We start from the raw sequence: 15,328 nt of genomic DNA on the forward strand, positions 1-15,328 counted from the left end.
CGACCGACCGCGTCACCGACCATCGCGAGGTGCCCCATGCTGCAGCCCCGTCACCGCTGTCCCAGAGCGGCGATCGCCGCCATCGCAGTGGGTGCACTGCTGCTCGCCGGCTGCGGCACCACAGAGCCGAACCCCTCGCCGAGCCTCGCAGTGACCGGCCCGCCTGCGACGGACGCATCCGCCCCTCCGACCGTGCAGGGCATCGAGCCGGGCACGCTCGAGGAGCCAGCGGTGCTCGCCACCGGGCTGCAGGCGCCGTGGTCGATCGCGGTCGTCGACGAGCAGACAGCGCTGGTGAGCGAGCGAGACAGCGCCCGCATCCTCGAGGTGTCGACGAGCGGCGAGACGCGCGAGATCGGCCAGATCGCCGGCCTCTCGCCCGCCGGCGAGGGCGGGCTGCTCGGGCTCGCGATCGGCGACGGGCACCTCTATGCCTACGGCTCGACGCCCGACGACAACCGGGTGATGCGCGCCCCGCTCAGCGGCGAACCCGGCAGCCTCGAGCTCGGTCAGCCGGAGGAGGTCATCACGGGCATCCCCGTCTCCGGCAACCACAATGGCGGACGCATCGCATTCGGGCCCGACGGGATGCTCTACGTGACGACCGGCGATGCGGGCGCGCCCGGCATCGCGCAGGATCCCGAGAGCCTGGCAGGCAAGATCCTGCGCCTCGAGCCCGACGGCTCGATCCCCGCCGACAATCCGTTCCCCGGCTCCCCCGTCTACTCGCTCGGCCACCGCAACCCGCAGGGCATCGCGTGGGCCGAGGACGGCACGATGTACGCGACCGAGTTCGGGCAGGACACCTGGGATGAGCTCAACCGCATCGAGGCGGGAGCGAACTACGGCTGGCCTGCGGTCGAGGGCATCGCTGGCGTGCCGGCCTTCGTCGACCCGCTGCAGCAGTGGCAGCCGGGCGAGGCGAGCCCGAGCGGCATGGCGGCAGCAGGGGGCAGCCTCTGGATCGCCAACCTGCGCGGCGAGTCGCTGCGCCAGGTCGCGCTCGACGACCCGAGCGAGTCGGTCGTCCACTGGCAGGGCCGATTCGGGCGGATGCGCGATGTGACGGTCGGGCCGGATGGCGCGCTCTGGGCGCTCACGAACACGACGGACGGCCGCGGCTCACCTGCGGAGGGCGGCGACCGCATCCTGACCTTCGCGCCGTGACCGCAGCCATCCGATCTCCGGTACGGATGTGTGGCCTTCCGTCGTGCTGGACAGCACATCGGTACCGGAACCGCTGCCGGGGCGGCTAGAACTCCTCGTAGATCGCCGGATCCTGATCACTGAGCCGGCCGTCGGGGCGGCCGAGCGCGGTGATCGCAGCCACCTCGTCGTCGCGCAACCGCAGGTCGAGCGCGCCGAGGTTCTCGCGCTGGCGAGCCTCGGAGGATGCCTTCGGCACTGGCACGACCCCGCGGGCGATGCCCCAGGCGAGGATCACCTGGCCCGGCGTCGCGCCGTGCGTCGCCGCCACCTTCAGCACCTCGGGCTCGGCGAGCACGTCGCCGCCGCGCCCGAGCGGGCTCCACGCCTGCGTGATGATGCCGTGCTCGCGGTCGTAGGCGAGCTGCTCCTCCTGCGGGAAGTGCGGGTGGAGCTCGATCTGGTTGACCTCCGGCAGCACGCCCGTCTCCGTCTGCAGCCGGTCGAGGTGCTCAGGCAGGAAGTTGCAGACGCCGATCGCGCTGACGAGGCCGCGCTCCTTCGCCTCGATGAGCGCGCGCCAGGCCTCGACGTACTTCCCGACGTTCGGGTTCGGCCAATGGATCAGATAGAGATCGATGCACTCGAGCCCGGTGCGCGCGACGCTCTCCTCGATCGTCGCGCTCGCAGCGTCGTGCTGGTGGTGGCGACCCGGCAGCTTCGACGTGACGATGAGCTCGTCGCGCGCGGCATGGTGGCGAGCGGATGCGCGCACCGCAGCACCGACCGTGCCCTCGTTCTCATAGTTGAAGGCCGAGTCGAGCAGCGTGTAGCCATTCCTGATGGCGCCCTCGATGGCCGCTGTGCCCGCCTGCCCTTTCAGCTTGTAGGTGCCGAAGCCGAGCACCGGCAGGGTGAGGCCGCCGTGAGCAGTCGTGGTGGGGATGGTCGGTTCGGTCATGTGCTTGCCCTCCACTCGGGTAGTCGTGCACGTGCGACGCTACGCGGCGGGTTGCAGGTGCGCGAGCAGCGCCATGAGCGGTCGCGGGGCGCTGCCGAGATCGAGTGCCTCGACGAGAAGTCGGGCGTACCTCGCCTTCCGGCCAGATTGCGAGCTGAAGAAGCGCAGCAGCACCGCCTCGCGCGTCCGGTCGCGCTGCGCGGGCATCTGCGAGCGAGCGCGACTCCCCCGCGACGGCGATCACCGCTTCGACGCCGTCGGCGCCGAGCGCGCGGATGAGCTCGTCCTCGGCCGAGTCGAGCCGCCAGCGTGCCCAGGGCGATCCGGTCGCTCTCGCCCTCGACCAGCACGGCTGTGGCAACGGGCCTCACTCGATCGGGGCCGGCTCGCGCAGCATCCCGTCGACGTCCGGCAGACCCCGGAAGCCGCCGAACGTCCCCGCTGCGGCGATCTCTCTGGCTGCCTCGAGCCATCCGCCCCATGCCGCGCGGGCGAGCGTGCCGCCGACGCTGATCCTGCGGACCCCGAGGTCTGCGGCCTCGGCGACGGTGATGAAGGGCGCGTTGATGAGCAGGTTGACCGGCTTGGGGGCGACCGCCGCGACGATGGCGGTGATCTCGGCGACGGTGGTGATGCGCGGCGCGTACAGGCAGTCGGCGCCTGCTTCGGCGAACGCCACCAGCCGCCGAATCGTCTCGTCGAGATCGGGGCGTCCGACGACGTAGCCCTCGCTCCTGGCGGTCAGCAGCACGCCCGTGCCGCTGTCGTCGATGGCGGCCCGCGCCGCGGCGATGCGGTCGACGGCCAGCGCGAACGGGTGCATCGGCCGGTCGATGTCGCCGGTGGAGTCCTCGATGGAGAGGCCTGCGATGCCCGTGCCGGTCGCCGCGAGCACCGTGGCGCGCAGGAGCTCGGGCTCGACGGCGAAGCCGCCCTCGAAGTCGGCGTTGACGGGCACCGCGACCGCATGCGCCAGCGCTCGCAGGTGCGAGAGCGTCGCGGCCAGCGTGCTGCCGTTGTCGGGCCTGCCCGCCGTCCATGCCGCTCCCGCGCTCGTCGACGCCAGGGCGGGGAAGCCGAGCTGCGCCAGCACGACCGCGCTGCCGACGTCCCACGGGTTCGGCATCACGAAGGTGCCGGCCTCGTGCAGGCGGCGGAAGGCCATCACCATGGCCGGCTGCGTCGATTCCGCCGGGCCCGACCGCTCGCGTTCGCTCATGCGTCGCCTCCCGCGACGAACGGTACGGCTGCGGACGAGCGCCCACAAGGGCGCGGTCGGCGCCGGGTGGCACGCCAGCCGCTGGATGTCAGCGGTGACGGCCACGAGCGCGGCAGAGCCGAGCCGCGATCAGCCGACGCGAGCCGAGCCGTGCGGCTCGCCAGAGACCGGACGGCGCTCGCCGACCGGAACGGCGAGATCGAGCCGGTTCGCGGGTGACGGCATCGGGCAGACGTAGTGGTCGCTGAACGCGCACGGCGGCAGGAACGCGCGGTTGAAGTCGATCGTCGTCGTGCCGGATGCATCCGGCAGCGGCAGGCGCAGGAAGCGGAAGCGGTAGGTGGTGTCGCCGTTCGTCGTGTCGCCGAAGACGACCGCGAGCGCCGGGTCGCCATCGGCGTCCACACCACCGGTGGTGGTCAGGCGCAGCTGCCGCCCGTCGAGCTCGAACGCGAGCGAGCCGACGTCGCTGCGCCGCGTGCGGTGGCCGTCGACCTGCTCGACGTCGAGGGGCGGCCCACCCGCCGTCCATCGCGCCGGCACCACCCATGCCGGGTCGGGGTCGAAGGCGAGGATGCCCTCGAGGTTCCTGCGGCGCTCGGCGGCCGGGTCGATCACGCGCAGCGCCGGCACGCCCTCGCGTGCGAACGCGCGCAGCACCGTCTCACCGTCGCGCAGCTCGTCGCCCTCGATCAGCAGCACCGCATCCTCGACCGGCCTGCCGTCGAGCCGCGCCAAGCCGGAGTCCGCCAGGCCCGTGCCCACCGTCGCCGCGCCCTCGGCGTGCCAGCTGCCGGGCACGCCTTCGAGCTGCCGCGGCACTGCCGAGAGCCAGTGCGTGGCCGCGAGCGCCGCGATGCCGTGCGGGGCTGCGACATCGTTCCAGCGCCGTGCGTGCCATGCCTGCCAGTCGCGCGCGAACGCATCCGTCTGCACACGTGTGCTCGTCATCGCGTGCTCGTCCATGCTCAGGCCTCCCCGTCACATCCCACGCTACCGGCGCTCCGTAGGATCGAGGGGTGACGTTCACCCGCACGATGATCGAGCTCGCCGCGAGCGATCCCGGCAGGCTCGCGCTCGCCGGAGACGGAGAGCGCCTGACGTACGGCGACCTGCGCGAGACCAGCACGCGCATCCGCTCCGGCATCGAGCAGCTGCTGGAGGGTCGCATCGCGAGCACATCCGATGACGAGACCGGCGGCGTGCCGATCGTCGCGGTCTCGCTCGCTCGCGCCATCGACGTGGGCCGCTTCATCGCCGGGATCGCCTCGTTCCGCGCCATCGTCGCGGTGCTCGACCCCCTGTGGCCGCTGTCGCACCGGCTCGAGACCATCCGCCGCGTCGACCCTGCGCTCGTCATCACCGACGACACCGAGCTCGAGCAGGCGCTCGCCGGCCTCGAGGCGGGGTCCTCCGACGCGCAGCCCTGGCACGGGAGCGCCGTCTCGCTCGCGCGGTTCGACGCGCTCGCCGCCGCAGCACCGGCCTCGGCCGGGCCAGAGGTGCGCCCACGCGACGAGCCCTACCTGCTGCTGTTCACCTCCGGCACGACCGACCTGCCGAAGGGCTTCCTGCGCACGCGCGGCAGCTGGGACTACAACGTGCAGGTCAGCCGCGGCCCGCTCTTCGCCGGCGAGGGCATCCAGACGCTCGCGCCGGGGCCCGTCTCCTACAGCCTCACGCTCTACGCGCTCGTCGAGGTGCTCGCGACCGGCGGCTCGCTGCACCTGCAGTCGCGCTTCGATGCGCGGGATGCGGTGCGCACGATCGAGGGTGAGGGCATCGAGCGCTTCGTGGGCGTGCCGTCGATGCTGCTGGCGCTCGCCGCGGCGGCGCGCGGCGGCGGAGCGCTCGGCTCGCTGCGCTGGGTGATCACCGGCGGCGCCAACCAGAGCCAGCGCATCCGCGACCGCTTCCTCGCCGCCGCACCACAGGCGCACCTGCGCAGCTACTACGGCGCCAGCGAGATCGGCTTCATCGGCTACAGCGACGCCGGCGACGGCACGCGCCTCACGCCATTCAGCGGCCTAGAGATGGCGGTGCGCGACGATGCCGGATCCCCCGTGGCCGACGGCGAGATCGGCACGCTGCACATCCGCGTCGCCTCCGCCGTCGAGCGCTACCTCTCGTCGACGAGCGACGAGCTGATCACGGCGGCGGACGGGTTCTCGAGCGTCGACGATCTGGCCGCGGTCGTCGACGGCGAGATCGTGCTCGCGGGCCGCGCGGGCGACATGGCGGTGAGCGGCGGGCACAAGGTGTCGCTGCCGCAGGTGGAGCGCGCGCTCGCAACCGTGCCCGGCTGCGAGCACTGCTGCGCGATCGCCCTGCCGGATGCGACGCTCGGCTCGATCGTCGCGGTGGTCGTCGAGGGCGCCGACGTGCCGCCCAAGGCGGTCATGCAGGCGGCGTTGCACCGGCTGCTCGCCGAGCAGTTCGTGCCACGACGCTACTACCGCGCCGACGAGCTGCCGCGCACGGCGGGCGGCAAGATCCGCCGCGTGGCGGTCGTGGAGCTCGTCGAGAGCGGCGGAGCGGAGCGGCTGTGAGCACCACGAGCACCACCGCCTTGAGCGCCGGAGCGCGCGCCGTCATCACCGGCCTCGGGGCCGTCACGCCGAACGGGCTCGACCTGGCAACCACCTGGGCCTCCGTGCTCGCCGGCCGCAGCGGCATCCGCACGCTCGAGAGCGTCGACGTCTCCGACATCACGGTCAAGGTCGGCGGCGAGGTGCGGGGCTTCGACCCGCTCGCGCACGTGTCGAAGACGGATGCCCGCCGGCTCGACCGTCACGCGCTCTACGCGGTGGCCGCCGCCGCTGAGGCGCTGGAGGGCTTCGCCGCCGCCGACCCCTCGCGCTTCGGCATCACCGTCGCGACCGGCTCTGGCGCGGTCTCGCTCACGCATGACGCCGTGCGCGCGCTCGACGCGCACGGTCCGCGCCGCGTGCCACCGGGCGTCGTGATCTACGGCGGGCCCGATGGCGCAGCGGCCTACCTCAGCCAACGCCACGGCGCGCGCGGGCCGAGCGCAGGCGTCTCGGCGACCTGCGCGAGCGGCACCGTCGGCCTCGGCGATGCCCTCCGCGCGATCCGGCACGGGTATGCGGATGCGGTGCTGGTCGTGGGCGGGGACGACTGCCTCAACCGCGTCAACCTGGGCGTGAATGCGACGCTCGGCTCGCTCGCCGCAGGCTTCGCCGACGAGCCGTGGCGCGCATCCCGGCCCTTCGATCGCGCACGGAGCGGCTTCGTCATGTCGGCGGGCGCCGTCGCGGTGCTCGTCGAGTCGGAGGAGCACGCCCGGCAGCGCGGGGCTGCTGTGCTCGGCGAGCTCGCCGGCTACGGCGTCACCTCCGACGCCTTCCACGCGACCGCGCCCCGCCCCGATGGCAGCGGCGCGGCCGCCGCGATGCAGGCAGCGCTCGATGACGCACGGCTCTCCCCCGCCGACGTCGACCACGTGAACGCGCACGGCACGGGCACGCCGCTCAACGACGCGATGGAGGCGCAGGCGCTCGCCACCGTCTTCGGCGCGGCGCTGCCGGGTGCGCCCGTGACCTCGACGAAGTCGACCACCGGCCATCTGCTGGGCGCCGCGGGCACGCTCGAGGCCGCCTTGTCGCTCATGGCGCTGCGCGAGCAGGTCATCCCGCCGACGATCAACCTCGACGATCCCGAGTTCCCGCAGCTCGACGTCGTCGCGCACGAGGCGCGCCCGGCTCGACTGCGCACGGTGCTCTCGAACTCGTTCGGCTTCGGCGGTCACAACGCCGCCATCGTGCTGCGCACGGTCTGACCGTCCCTACCCGGCTGGCCTATTGCCCGCCGAGATCGAGGCGGGTCGTTGCAGAATGCGCGCCCCAGCACTGCAACAACCCGCCTCGATGCGGCTGGGCTCGATGACCGTGGGCTGCGGCCCGCGGGCTGCGTCTAGAACGCCGCCGGCACGCCCAATTCCTCGAGCACCTCGCGCACGTGGTCGCTCGTCAGGGCGCGCGTGAGCGCGGCGATCTCGGGCGCATCGGCGTTGTCGGCGCGCGTCACGAGCGACACCTCGAAGGCGGGGTCCTGCTCGACGGCCAGGCCGTCCTCCGCGGGCGTCAGCCCCAGCTGGCGCGCGAACGACGGCAGGTTGAACACCGCATCCATCTCGTCGTACGCCGTGTTGAGCTGCAGCAGGTCGATCTGCGTGATCTCGAGCTCGCGCGGGTTGGCGGTGATGTCGGCGACGCCTGCCTGGAAGGGCTCCACGGCGGGGTCGAGCTCGATGATGCCCTCCTCGGCGAGCAGCTGCAGCGCGCGGCCGGCGTTCGAGCGGTCGTTGGGAATGGCGATCGAGCCGCCCTGCGGCAGCTCCTGCAGGTCGGTGAGCGACTGCGAGTAGAACGCGACGACCGTGGCATAGACCGGCTGCACCACCACCAGGTCGGCGTCGTTGGCCGCGTTGAAGTCCTCCATGAAGCCCTCGAACTGCACCACGTTCGCGTCGATCTCGCTGTGCTGCAGCAGCACGTTCGGCTGCACGTAGTCGTTCACCGGCACGAGCTCGACCTCGTAGCCCTCCTCGATCACCTCGGCGGCGGCCTCGACCGCATCCGTCATCGGGGTGACCGTCGCAGCGACCCGGATGGTGACGGTGTCGGATGCGGCGTCATCGGCGGGTGCGGCGCATGCGGCGAGCGAGAGGGCGAGGCCCGCTGCGGTGAGCGCGAGCAGGGCGTGGCGGGATCGGGCGGTCATGGGTGCCTTTCGGAGCTGGTGGTGGTGCGGGCGGGCGTGATCATCAGCGCTTGTCGATCAGCGCTTGTCGAGCACTGCCGACACCTTCTCGCCCGCGGTCTGCAGCAGCAGCACGCAGACGATCACGATGGCGATCGTCGTGTACATGAGGGGGTAGTCGTACTCCTGGTAGCCGAAGCGCAGGGCGAAGTCGCCCAGACCGCCGCCGCCGACGATGCCGAGCACGGTGGAGTAGGAGATGAGGCTGATCGAGGCGGAGGTGAGTGCGTAGACGAGGCCCGAGCGCCCCTCGACCAGCAGGAAGTGCACGACCGTCTGGAACACATCCGCCCCCATCGAGCGCGCGGCGTGCAGCACGCCCGACGGCACCTCGAGCAGGATCTGCTCGACCAGCCGCGCGTAGATGGCGACGCCGACGAAGCAGAGCGGGAAGGTCGCCGCGGCAGTGCCGAAGGTGGTGCCGTAGAGCAGCCGCGTGAGCGGGATGAGGAAGACCACGAACAGCAGGAACGGGAACGAGCGCACGACCGTGACGTAGAGGTTGCCGACCATCCAGAGCGGCCGACGCTCCTGCACGCCGCCCGGGCGGGTGAGGAAGATGAGCACGCCGAGCGGCAGGCCGAAGATGACTGCGGCAGCGAGCGAGAAGGCCAGCATGTAGCCGGTCTCGGCCATCGCGATGCCGATCTGGTCGGCGTTCGCGGCGAGGGACGCGAGGAAGTCGTTCACGCGCCGAGCACCCGCTGCGCGTGCGCGAGATAGCTGTCGCGTCGCTCGTGGACGGCGGAGCGCACGACGGGGAAGACGCTGCGCAGCGCGCCGCGCTCGAGCACGGCGGCACGGTCGGCGATCGCGGCGACCGACTCGAGCTCGTGCGTGACGAGCACGATGGTGGCGTCGAAGTCGCGGCGCGTGCTCGCGAGCAGCTCAAGCACATCCTCGGTGGCCCTGGTGTCGAGCGAGCTCGTCGGCTCATCGGCGAGCAGCAGGCCGGGTCGGGTGACGAGCGCGCGGGCGATGGCGACGCGCTGCTTCTGACCGCCGGAGAGCTGCGCGGGGTAGTGGTCGGCGCGATCTGCCAGGCCGACGTAGTCGAGCAGCTCGGCGACGAGCGCGGGATCCTGCGTGCGCTGCAGCCTGAGCGGCAGCGCCACGTTCTGCCGGGCGGTGCGGTTGGCGAGCAGGTTGAAGCCCTGGAAGATCATGCCGATGCGGCGGCGCAGGAGACGGATCTCGCGGCCGCTGAGCTGCGTCGGGTCGGTGCCGTGGAGCGTCACGCGGCCGCCGGTCGGATGCGTCGCGGCGTCCAGCAGGTTCAGGAGCGTCGACTTGCCGGCACCGGACTCCCCCACGATGCCGATGATCTCGCCCTGCTGGATCTCGAGAGTGACGTCGTCGAGCGCTGCGACGTCGCCGTACTGCACCGAGACGTGCTCGAGCACGACGACGGGGTCGTTGTCCTGCACTGCTGCCCCTCTCGCGCGCACCCATCAATTGTTGCGCCGAGTACAACAATATCGCGAAGTGTCGCTCGGGGCGCACGGCACAGCCCGGCCCGCCCGGATCGATACGGTCGAGCCATGGCATCCACGCGACCGCACGCAGCGGGCCGGCACCCCACATCCGCCGCTACGCTCTGGAGCGCGGTCGCCATCGACGTCGTGCTGGTCGTCGCATTCGCGGCCATCGGGCGCGCGACCCACCACGACGGCGTGCTGGGCGAGTCGGGCCTCGGGCTCGCGACGACGGCGTGGCCGTTCCTGGCAGCGCTCGCGGCCGGCTGGCTGACGAGCCGGGGCTGGCGCGCGCCGACGGCGCCGCTGCGCACCGGTGTGCCGCTCTGGCTCGTGACGGTGGTGGGCGGGATGCTGCTGCGCGCGGTGAGCGGTCAGGGCACGGCGGTGCCGTTCATCGTCGTGGCGACGCTGACGCTGCTGCTGCTCGTCGGCTGGCGCGCCATCGCGGCGACGGTGCGCACTGCCCGCGTCGCTGCCACCGCACGGCGCCGCTAGCGCGACTCCGCGCGGCTCAGGCGGTCGACGTCGCCACGAGGTGATCCGCGAGCACGCTCAGCGCCTCGCTGCCAGCCAGGTCGCCGGGAAGCAGCGGGATCTGCGAGATCGGGATGTCGCCGACGGCACTGCGCAGCGTTGCGAGGTGCTGCTCCTCCTGCTCGCGCCGCTGCGCGAGGAGGGCACCGGCATCCGCCGGGGATCGGCGATTGACGACGATCGCCGCCGGGTCGATGCCGAGGCCGGCCAGCTGCCGCACGACATCGATCGACTCGGCGACGGGGAGGCGCTCCGCGATGCTGACGACGATGAACGAGGTTGCATCGGGATCGGTGATGCTGCCTCGCATCTGCGCGAAGCGATCTCGGCGGGAGATCAGCGTGCGCCGCAGCTCGGCGTCTGCCGTCGGCTCCGCATCCTTCGAGCCGACGACGCTGCGGGCGGCCGCGGCGAACCGATCCGATCGATCCCGACTGGCGAGCAGCGTCTCGGTCCAGCCCGTGAGCTGCTCGGGGAGCGCGAGCAGGCGCAGCGTGTGACCGGACGGCGCCGTGTCGAAGATCACCAGGTCGTGCGTGTCGCGACTGCTCTCGATCAGCTCTGCGATGCGCTCGAGCACCGCTGCCTCGTGGCTGCCCGGCGCCGTCCGAGCCTGATCGAGGTGCTGCAGCGCCGACGCGTGGAGCCGATCGGGCAGCAGCCGCGTCATGGTCGCCGCGACCGTCGCGAAGTGGCGATCGATCGTCGACGTCGGGTCGATCTCGACGGCATCCACGAACCCCTCGCCGCTCGTGAGGACACGTGCAGGCTCATCGGAGAGCGAGCGATCCCAGACGTGCCCGAGATTGTGCGCCGGGTCGGTCGAGACCAGCAGCACGCGCCCGCCGGCCCGAGCACGAGCGACGGCGAGCGCCGCCGAGATCGAGGTCTTGCCGACACCGCCCTTGCCTCCGACGAAGAGGAGGCGGCGCGAGCACGCAAGCGCTAGCAGCATGCGATGTGATCCAAGGGTGAGGCCGGGATCCCGATCCGCTTGTGCCAGGAGTGGAAATCCGCCCAGACGGCAGGCAGCAGCCCCGCAGAGTAGTAGGCCGCCGGGTCGGGCACGCCGAGCGCCTCGCCCAGCACGACGATCATGAAGAGGTCGTCCTCGTCGCGCTGCTCCCGCAGCAGGGTCTGGCGGTAGGGCCCGACGTAGAACTCGTGCAGGCCGTCGCGGAACGCGGCCCAGCGCCGGGAGCGATCCTCCCGGCGCTGGGCGCGAGTGCCTGCGGTCACCGCGTCAGACGTTCTCTCTCGTGGCGACGAGCGCGACATCGTCGTGCTCGTCCTCTGGCGGGGCCTTTGCTGCGCGGCGCATCGCCATCACCGCTTCGACCGCGACCCAGACGCTCGCGATGATGATGATCACATCGAGGGCGAACAGCAGCCAGTCCTCGTTGCCGGCGGCGGTGAAGCTGAACAGCTGCTCGATCGCTGCCCAGAAGGACAGCACGAACACGAGCACGAGCGGGATCAGCGCCGGCAGCGGGTTGCGCCGCTTGCGGATCAGCATCACCGCGATGATCGAGAGCGTGAGCGAGGCCATGAGCTGGTTCGTCGTTCCGAACAGCGGCCAGATGCGCAGGCCTCCCTCGCCGCCGAGTCCCTGCGAGAACGTCAGCCCCAGGCCGACGATCACGACGACCGCGGTGGCCGGGAACTTCGTGATCTTGACCTTGAACGCATCCCCGATCTCCTGGACGATGAAGCGGAGCAGTCGCATGCCGGTATCCATCGTCGTTGCGGCGAAGAGCACCGCCATCGTGGCGAGCACCGTGGCGCTCAAGGAGGCTGGCAGACCGAGCCCGTTCTCCATCAGCGCGCCGCCGCCTTGCACGAACGCGGTGACACCGCCGGCGCCGAACTCGCTGTAGATCGACTCCCACTCGGCGACCGACTGGAAGCCGCCGATCACGGCCAGGATCGTGCCCAGCGAGAGCATGCCCTCGCCGACCGCTCCGAAGTAGCCGACGAATCGAGCATCCGTCTCCTTGTCGATCTGCTTCGAGGTCGTGCCGGAGGAGACCATGCCGTGGAAGCCGGAGATGGCACCGCAGGCGATGGTCACGAACAGCAGCGGGATCATGCTCGGTGTGCCCTCTGGCAGGTTGGTGTTGAACATCGGGGCGACGATGTCGGGCGGGTTCGCCGAGAAGAGCGCACCGATCAGCACCGCTCCGAAGAGCAGGATGAGCCCGACGAAGAGCTGCACGCCGTTGATGTAGTCGCGAGGCTGCAGCAGCACCCAGACCGGCAGCAGCGAGGCGATCGCACCGTAGATGAACAGCGCGAGGATCCAGACCGTCGCGGGGCTCATGCCGAGGAAGGACTCGGGCAGGACGACGGGCATGCTGTCGCCCAGGACGATCAGCGCGTACAGCGCCACGACGCCGACGACCGTCACCGGGATCAGCGGCCACCGCATCCGGTAGACGGCGACGCCGACGAGGAGGGCGACGATGATCGCGCCCCACGTCGGGATGACCGCCGTCGGGGTGCTGATGAGCAGGTTCTTGATCACGACGGCGAACGCGGCGATGACCATCAGCAGCAGCAGGAAGATGACGACCAGGAACAGGTTCGCGCCGCGCTTGCCGATGTAGCGACCCGAGAGGGCTCCGATCGACTTGCCCTTGTTGCGCAGCGAGGCCCACAGCGCGCCGAGGTCGTGCATGCCGGCGAAGAACACCGTGCCGATCGTCACCCACAGGAGCGCGGGCAGCCAGCCCCAGATGACGGCGATGGCGGGACCCACGATCGGTGCGGCACCTGCGACGGAGGTGAAGTGGTGGCCCCAGAGGATGAACTTGTTCGTCGGCACGTAGTCGACGCCGTCGTTCAGCTCATGGGCCGGCGTCTTGAACGAGCTGTCGAGCTGGAAGACCCGTCTCGCGAGGTACTTCGAGTACACGAAGTAGCCGGCGGCGAACATCGCCAGGCCGATGATCATGAGCACAAGGGAACCCATCGAGTTCTCCCCTTCCGCGGCGTGCGCCATTGCATGTCGTGAGCCGCACCTCGTGGTGGCGGCTAGCAATCAGCCTAGTGGAGCCTGTGAAGCGTCGAGCAAGCGCGCCGGCGCCGTCACTAGGCTGGAGCCCTCGAGCCGTGTGCGACAGGCACCCTCGCCGCCGCTCGACAGCCATGCGAAAGGAACCCGATGCGCATCCTCATCGTCGGCGCCGGGGCCACCGGCGGCGCGTTCGGCACGCTCCTCCAAGAAGCCGGGCGTGATGTCACCTATCTGGTGAGAAGGCCACGGGCAGAGGCACTGCGGCGTGACGGGCTGCGGTTCATCTCACCCTCCGGCGATCGCACGCACTCGGTGCAGGTGCGCACGGCCGACGAGCCTGCCGACGCATACGACCTCATCCTCGTCACGGTGAAGGCGTCAGCGCTGCCTTCCGCGATCGAGGACATGCGCCCTGCCATCGGATCCAGCTCGACCATCGTGCCGGTGCTGAATGGCATGGCACACATCGATCGCCTCCAGGAAGCGTTCCCGGGCCGGGTCGCGGGCGGGATGGCGAAGATCGTCGCGACGCTCGACGCGGGGGCGGTCCGACAGCTGACGCAGATGTCGACCATCACCATCGGCGGCCTGGGCGAGCGCGAGCTCTCCCCGGCGGTCGCCGAGGCGCTGCGCGTGCAGGGGATCGATCTCTCCGTCAGCGCCGATGTCGAGGGCGCGCTGTGGGAGAAGTGGATGTTCATCGCCGCGGGTGCCGTCGCCACCTGCCTGTTCCGCAGCCCGATCGGCGCGACCATCGAAGCCGGTGGGCTTCCCCAGATCCTGGGTGCGATCAGCGAGCTCGAAGCGGTCGCGGCCGCTGCAGGGCACCCGGTCTCCGCCGCCGGCCACGAGCAGTCCATCGGACTGCTGACGGAGCCGGGCTCCGCGTTCACCACCTCGCTCTACCGCGACCTCCTCGCGGGGCTGCCCACCGAGGCGGAGCACATCCTCGGCGACCTCGCGCGGCGGGCACGAGAGCTCGAGATCCCCACACCGCTGCTCGACCTCACCCTGATCCAGGTGCGCGCCGACGCCATCCAGCGCGGCCACACGGCCGACTGAGCTCCGACGAACCTCGCTCCGCACCCGTGCAGCAGGCCTGCCAGCGATGCGAGCTCCCGGTCTGGAGATGCGCCGACGCGGAGACGCGCTGCGGTCAGTCCTGCTCGCGCACCCTCGCCTGTCGCGCCAGCAGTGTGACGAGCTCGTAGACCGCGTGACTCGCGGCGATGCCCGTCATCTGCGCGTGGTCGTAGGCCGGCGAGACCTCGACGACGTCGGCACCGACGATGTGCTTGTCGGCCAATGCGCGCAGCATGCGCAGCAGCTCGCGGCTCGTGAGCCCGCCGGCCTCGGGCGTGCCCGTGCCGGGTGCGTGCGCGGGGTCGAGCACGTCGATGTCGATCGAGATGTAGAGCGGCTTGTCGCCGATGCGCTCGCGCATCCGCTCGATCGCAGCGGCCACGCCGTGCTCCTCGACGTACTCGCTCGTCACGATCGAGAAGCCCAGCCGGGCGTCGTCCTCGAGATCCTGCTTCGAGTAGAGCGGGCCGCGCGTGCCGACGTGGCACGAGGCCGTCAGGTCGATGAGCCCCTCCTCGCTCGCGCGACGGAAGGGCGTGCCGTGCGTGATCGGCGCGCCGAAGTAGGTGTCCCAGGTGTCGAGGTGTGCGTCGAAGTGCAGCACCGCGACCGGCCCGTGCTGCTTCGCGACCGCACGCAGCAGCGGCAGCGCCAGCGTGTGGTCGCCGCCGATGGCCACGATGCGCGCGACCTGCGCGCCCAGCGCCGTCGCGGCCTGCTCGACCTCGGCGACGGCCTCTGCGATGTCGAACGGGTTGACGGCGATGTCGCCCGCGTCGACGACCTGCGCCTCGGCGAACGGCGAGGCGTCCTGCGCGGGGTTGTAGGGCCGCAGCAGCCGCGACGACTCCCGCACGTGCGAGGGGCCGAAGCGCGTGCCGGGGCGGTAGCTGACGCCGGTGTCGAAGGGGATGCCGACGATCGCGATGTCTGCCCGCGGCACATCCTCGATGCGTGGCAGCCGCGCGAAGGTGGCGATGCCGGAGTAGCGAGGGTTGACGGATGCGTCGACAGGGCCGATGGGCGCGTGCCCTTCGGGCGCAGGCTCGTGAGGCGCCGGCTCGGTGGGCGCAGTGCCGTTGAGGTCGGTCATGGTCTCTCCTTGCGTG

Annotated in this window: 15 protein-coding genes; 5 read left to right on the plus strand and 10 right to left on the minus strand. The window is 71.3% G+C overall.

The annotated features are described in order from the left end of the window. Positions 1 to 36 precede the first annotated feature (36 nt). Entirely contained in the window at positions 37 to 1,167 is a 1,131-nt protein-coding gene (locus MKD51_RS11305) for a PQQ-dependent sugar dehydrogenase (RefSeq protein ID WP_240240405.1), read from the plus strand. Between the two features lie 85 nt (positions 1,168 to 1,252). On the opposite strand, the gene MKD51_RS11310 is transcribed toward MKD51_RS11305, so the two are convergent. The 3 genes from MKD51_RS11310 to MKD51_RS11320 all read right to left on the minus strand — a co-directional run bounded on the left by MKD51_RS11310 (position 1,253) and on the right by MKD51_RS11320 (position 4,277). Continuing rightward, positions 1,253 to 2,107, minus strand: a complete 855-nt coding sequence (locus MKD51_RS11310) for an aldo/keto reductase (RefSeq protein WP_240240406.1) — start codon at positions 2,105 to 2,107, stop codon at positions 1,253 to 1,255. A gap of 367 nt (positions 2,108 to 2,474) precedes the next feature. Then, on the minus strand, positions 2,475 to 3,326 hold the full coding sequence (locus MKD51_RS11315; protein WP_240240407.1) for an isocitrate lyase/phosphoenolpyruvate mutase family protein: 852 nt from the start codon (positions 3,324 to 3,326) through the stop codon (positions 2,475 to 2,477). Between the two features lie 129 nt (positions 3,327 to 3,455). Further along, complete coding sequence (locus MKD51_RS11320) at positions 3,456 to 4,277, minus strand: DUF1684 domain-containing protein (protein WP_240240408.1); 822 nt, start codon at positions 4,275 to 4,277, stop codon at positions 3,456 to 3,458. A gap of 68 nt (positions 4,278 to 4,345) precedes the next feature. Between MKD51_RS11320 and MKD51_RS11325 the strand changes: the two genes are divergently transcribed. After that, positions 4,346 to 5,875 (plus strand): class I adenylate-forming enzyme family protein, encoded by a 1,530-nt coding sequence (locus MKD51_RS11325; protein WP_240240409.1) that lies wholly within the window; start codon positions 4,346 to 4,348, stop codon positions 5,873 to 5,875. Next, positions 5,872 to 7,125: a beta-ketoacyl-[acyl-carrier-protein] synthase family protein gene (locus tag MKD51_RS11330; protein ID WP_240240410.1), complete on the plus strand. Its 1,254-nt coding sequence runs from the start codon at positions 5,872 to 5,874 to the stop codon at positions 7,123 to 7,125. Before MKD51_RS11325 ends, MKD51_RS11330 begins: the two co-directional genes overlap by 4 nt. 134 nt (positions 7,126 to 7,259) lie before the next feature. Here the strand turns inward: MKD51_RS11330 and MKD51_RS11335 are convergent, their stop codons facing one another. Genes MKD51_RS11335 through MKD51_RS11345 form a run of 3 tightly spaced genes read right to left on the minus strand, consistent with a single transcriptional unit; the run spans position 7,260 to position 9,535 of the window. Continuing rightward, a complete protein-coding gene (locus MKD51_RS11335) occupies positions 7,260 to 8,069 on the minus strand; it encodes a MetQ/NlpA family ABC transporter substrate-binding protein (protein WP_240240411.1) in 810 nt (269 codons plus the stop codon). 57 nt (positions 8,070 to 8,126) lie between these two features. Next, a complete protein-coding gene (locus tag MKD51_RS11340; RefSeq protein ID WP_240240412.1) occupies positions 8,127 to 8,798 on the minus strand; it encodes an ABC transporter permease subunit in 672 nt (223 codons plus the stop codon). Beyond that, on the minus strand, positions 8,795 to 9,535 hold the full coding sequence (locus tag MKD51_RS11345) for an ATP-binding cassette domain-containing protein (protein ID WP_240240413.1): 741 nt from the start codon (positions 9,533 to 9,535) through the stop codon (positions 8,795 to 8,797). The genes MKD51_RS11340 and MKD51_RS11345 overlap by 4 nt, the downstream gene beginning before the upstream one ends. 114 nt (positions 9,536 to 9,649) lie before the next feature. Between MKD51_RS11345 and MKD51_RS11350 the strand changes: the two genes are divergently transcribed. Beyond that, the gene (locus tag MKD51_RS11350) at positions 9,650 to 10,081 is read left to right on the plus strand and encodes a DUF3054 domain-containing protein (RefSeq protein WP_240240414.1); all 432 of its coding nucleotides are present in this window, start codon (positions 9,650 to 9,652) and stop codon (positions 10,079 to 10,081) included. A gap of 16 nt (positions 10,082 to 10,097) precedes the next feature. On the opposite strand, the gene MKD51_RS11355 is transcribed toward MKD51_RS11350, so the two are convergent. The 3 genes from MKD51_RS11355 to MKD51_RS11365 are packed head-to-tail and all read right to left on the minus strand — an operon-like array spanning position 10,098 to position 13,091. Continuing rightward, on the minus strand, positions 10,098 to 11,075 hold the full coding sequence (locus tag MKD51_RS11355) for an ArsA family ATPase (protein WP_240240415.1): 978 nt from the start codon (positions 11,073 to 11,075) through the stop codon (positions 10,098 to 10,100). Then, a complete protein-coding gene (locus tag MKD51_RS11360) occupies positions 11,066 to 11,359 on the minus strand; it encodes a cory-CC-star protein (protein WP_240240416.1) in 294 nt (97 codons plus the stop codon). The genes MKD51_RS11355 and MKD51_RS11360 overlap by 10 nt, the downstream gene beginning before the upstream one ends. A 4-nt stretch (positions 11,360 to 11,363) precedes the next feature. Further along, positions 11,364 to 13,091, minus strand: a complete 1,728-nt coding sequence (locus MKD51_RS11365; protein ID WP_240240417.1) for a carbon starvation protein A — start codon at positions 13,089 to 13,091, stop codon at positions 11,364 to 11,366. 192 nt (positions 13,092 to 13,283) lie between these two features. On the opposite strand from MKD51_RS11365, the gene MKD51_RS11370 reads away from it, so the two are divergent. Further along, a complete protein-coding gene (locus MKD51_RS11370) occupies positions 13,284 to 14,198 on the plus strand; it encodes a 2-dehydropantoate 2-reductase (RefSeq protein WP_240240418.1) in 915 nt (304 codons plus the stop codon). A 94-nt stretch (positions 14,199 to 14,292) separates the two neighbouring features. Here the strand turns inward: MKD51_RS11370 and speB are convergent, their stop codons facing one another. Further along, on the minus strand, positions 14,293 to 15,312 hold the full coding sequence (gene speB / locus MKD51_RS11375; RefSeq protein ID WP_240240419.1) for an agmatinase: 1,020 nt from the start codon (positions 15,310 to 15,312) through the stop codon (positions 14,293 to 14,295). Positions 15,313 to 15,328 lie beyond the last annotated feature (16 nt).

The sequence above is a fragment of the Agrococcus sp. ARC_14 genome (genome assembly GCF_022436485.1).
GTDB lineage: Bacteria > Actinomycetota > Actinomycetes > Actinomycetales > Microbacteriaceae > Agrococcus.

What these genes read in the sequence shown, in the direction of transcription:
- MKD51_RS11310 (WP_240240406.1), bottom strand. Translation starts at nt 2,107, where the DNA reads ATGACCGAACCGACCATCCCCACCACGACTGCTCACGGCGGCCTCACC.
- MKD51_RS11370 (WP_240240418.1), top strand. Translation starts at nt 13,284, where the DNA reads ATGCGCATCCTCATCGTCGGCGCCGGGGCCACCGGCGGCGCGTTCGGC.
- MKD51_RS11350 (WP_240240414.1), top strand. Translation starts at nt 9,650, where the DNA reads ATGGCATCCACGCGACCGCACGCAGCGGGCCGGCACCCCACATCCGCC.
- MKD51_RS11355 (WP_240240415.1), bottom strand. Translation starts at nt 11,075, where the DNA reads ATGCTGCTAGCGCTTGCGTGCTCGCGCCGCCTCCTCTTCGTCGGAGGC.
- MKD51_RS11305 (WP_240240405.1), top strand. Translation starts at nt 37, where the DNA reads ATGCTGCAGCCCCGTCACCGCTGTCCCAGAGCGGCGATCGCCGCCATC.
- MKD51_RS11365 (WP_240240417.1), bottom strand. Translation starts at nt 13,091, where the DNA reads ATGGGTTCCCTTGTGCTCATGATCATCGGCCTGGCGATGTTCGCCGCC.
- MKD51_RS11320 (WP_240240408.1), bottom strand. Translation starts at nt 4,277, where the DNA reads ATGACGAGCACACGTGTGCAGACGGATGCGTTCGCGCGCGACTGGCAG.
- speB (WP_240240419.1), bottom strand. Translation starts at nt 15,312, where the DNA reads ATGACCGACCTCAACGGCACTGCGCCCACCGAGCCGGCGCCTCACGAG.
- MKD51_RS11315 (WP_240240407.1), bottom strand. Translation starts at nt 3,326, where the DNA reads ATGAGCGAACGCGAGCGGTCGGGCCCGGCGGAATCGACGCAGCCGGCC.
- MKD51_RS11335 (WP_240240411.1), bottom strand. Translation starts at nt 8,069, where the DNA reads ATGACCGCCCGATCCCGCCACGCCCTGCTCGCGCTCACCGCAGCGGGC.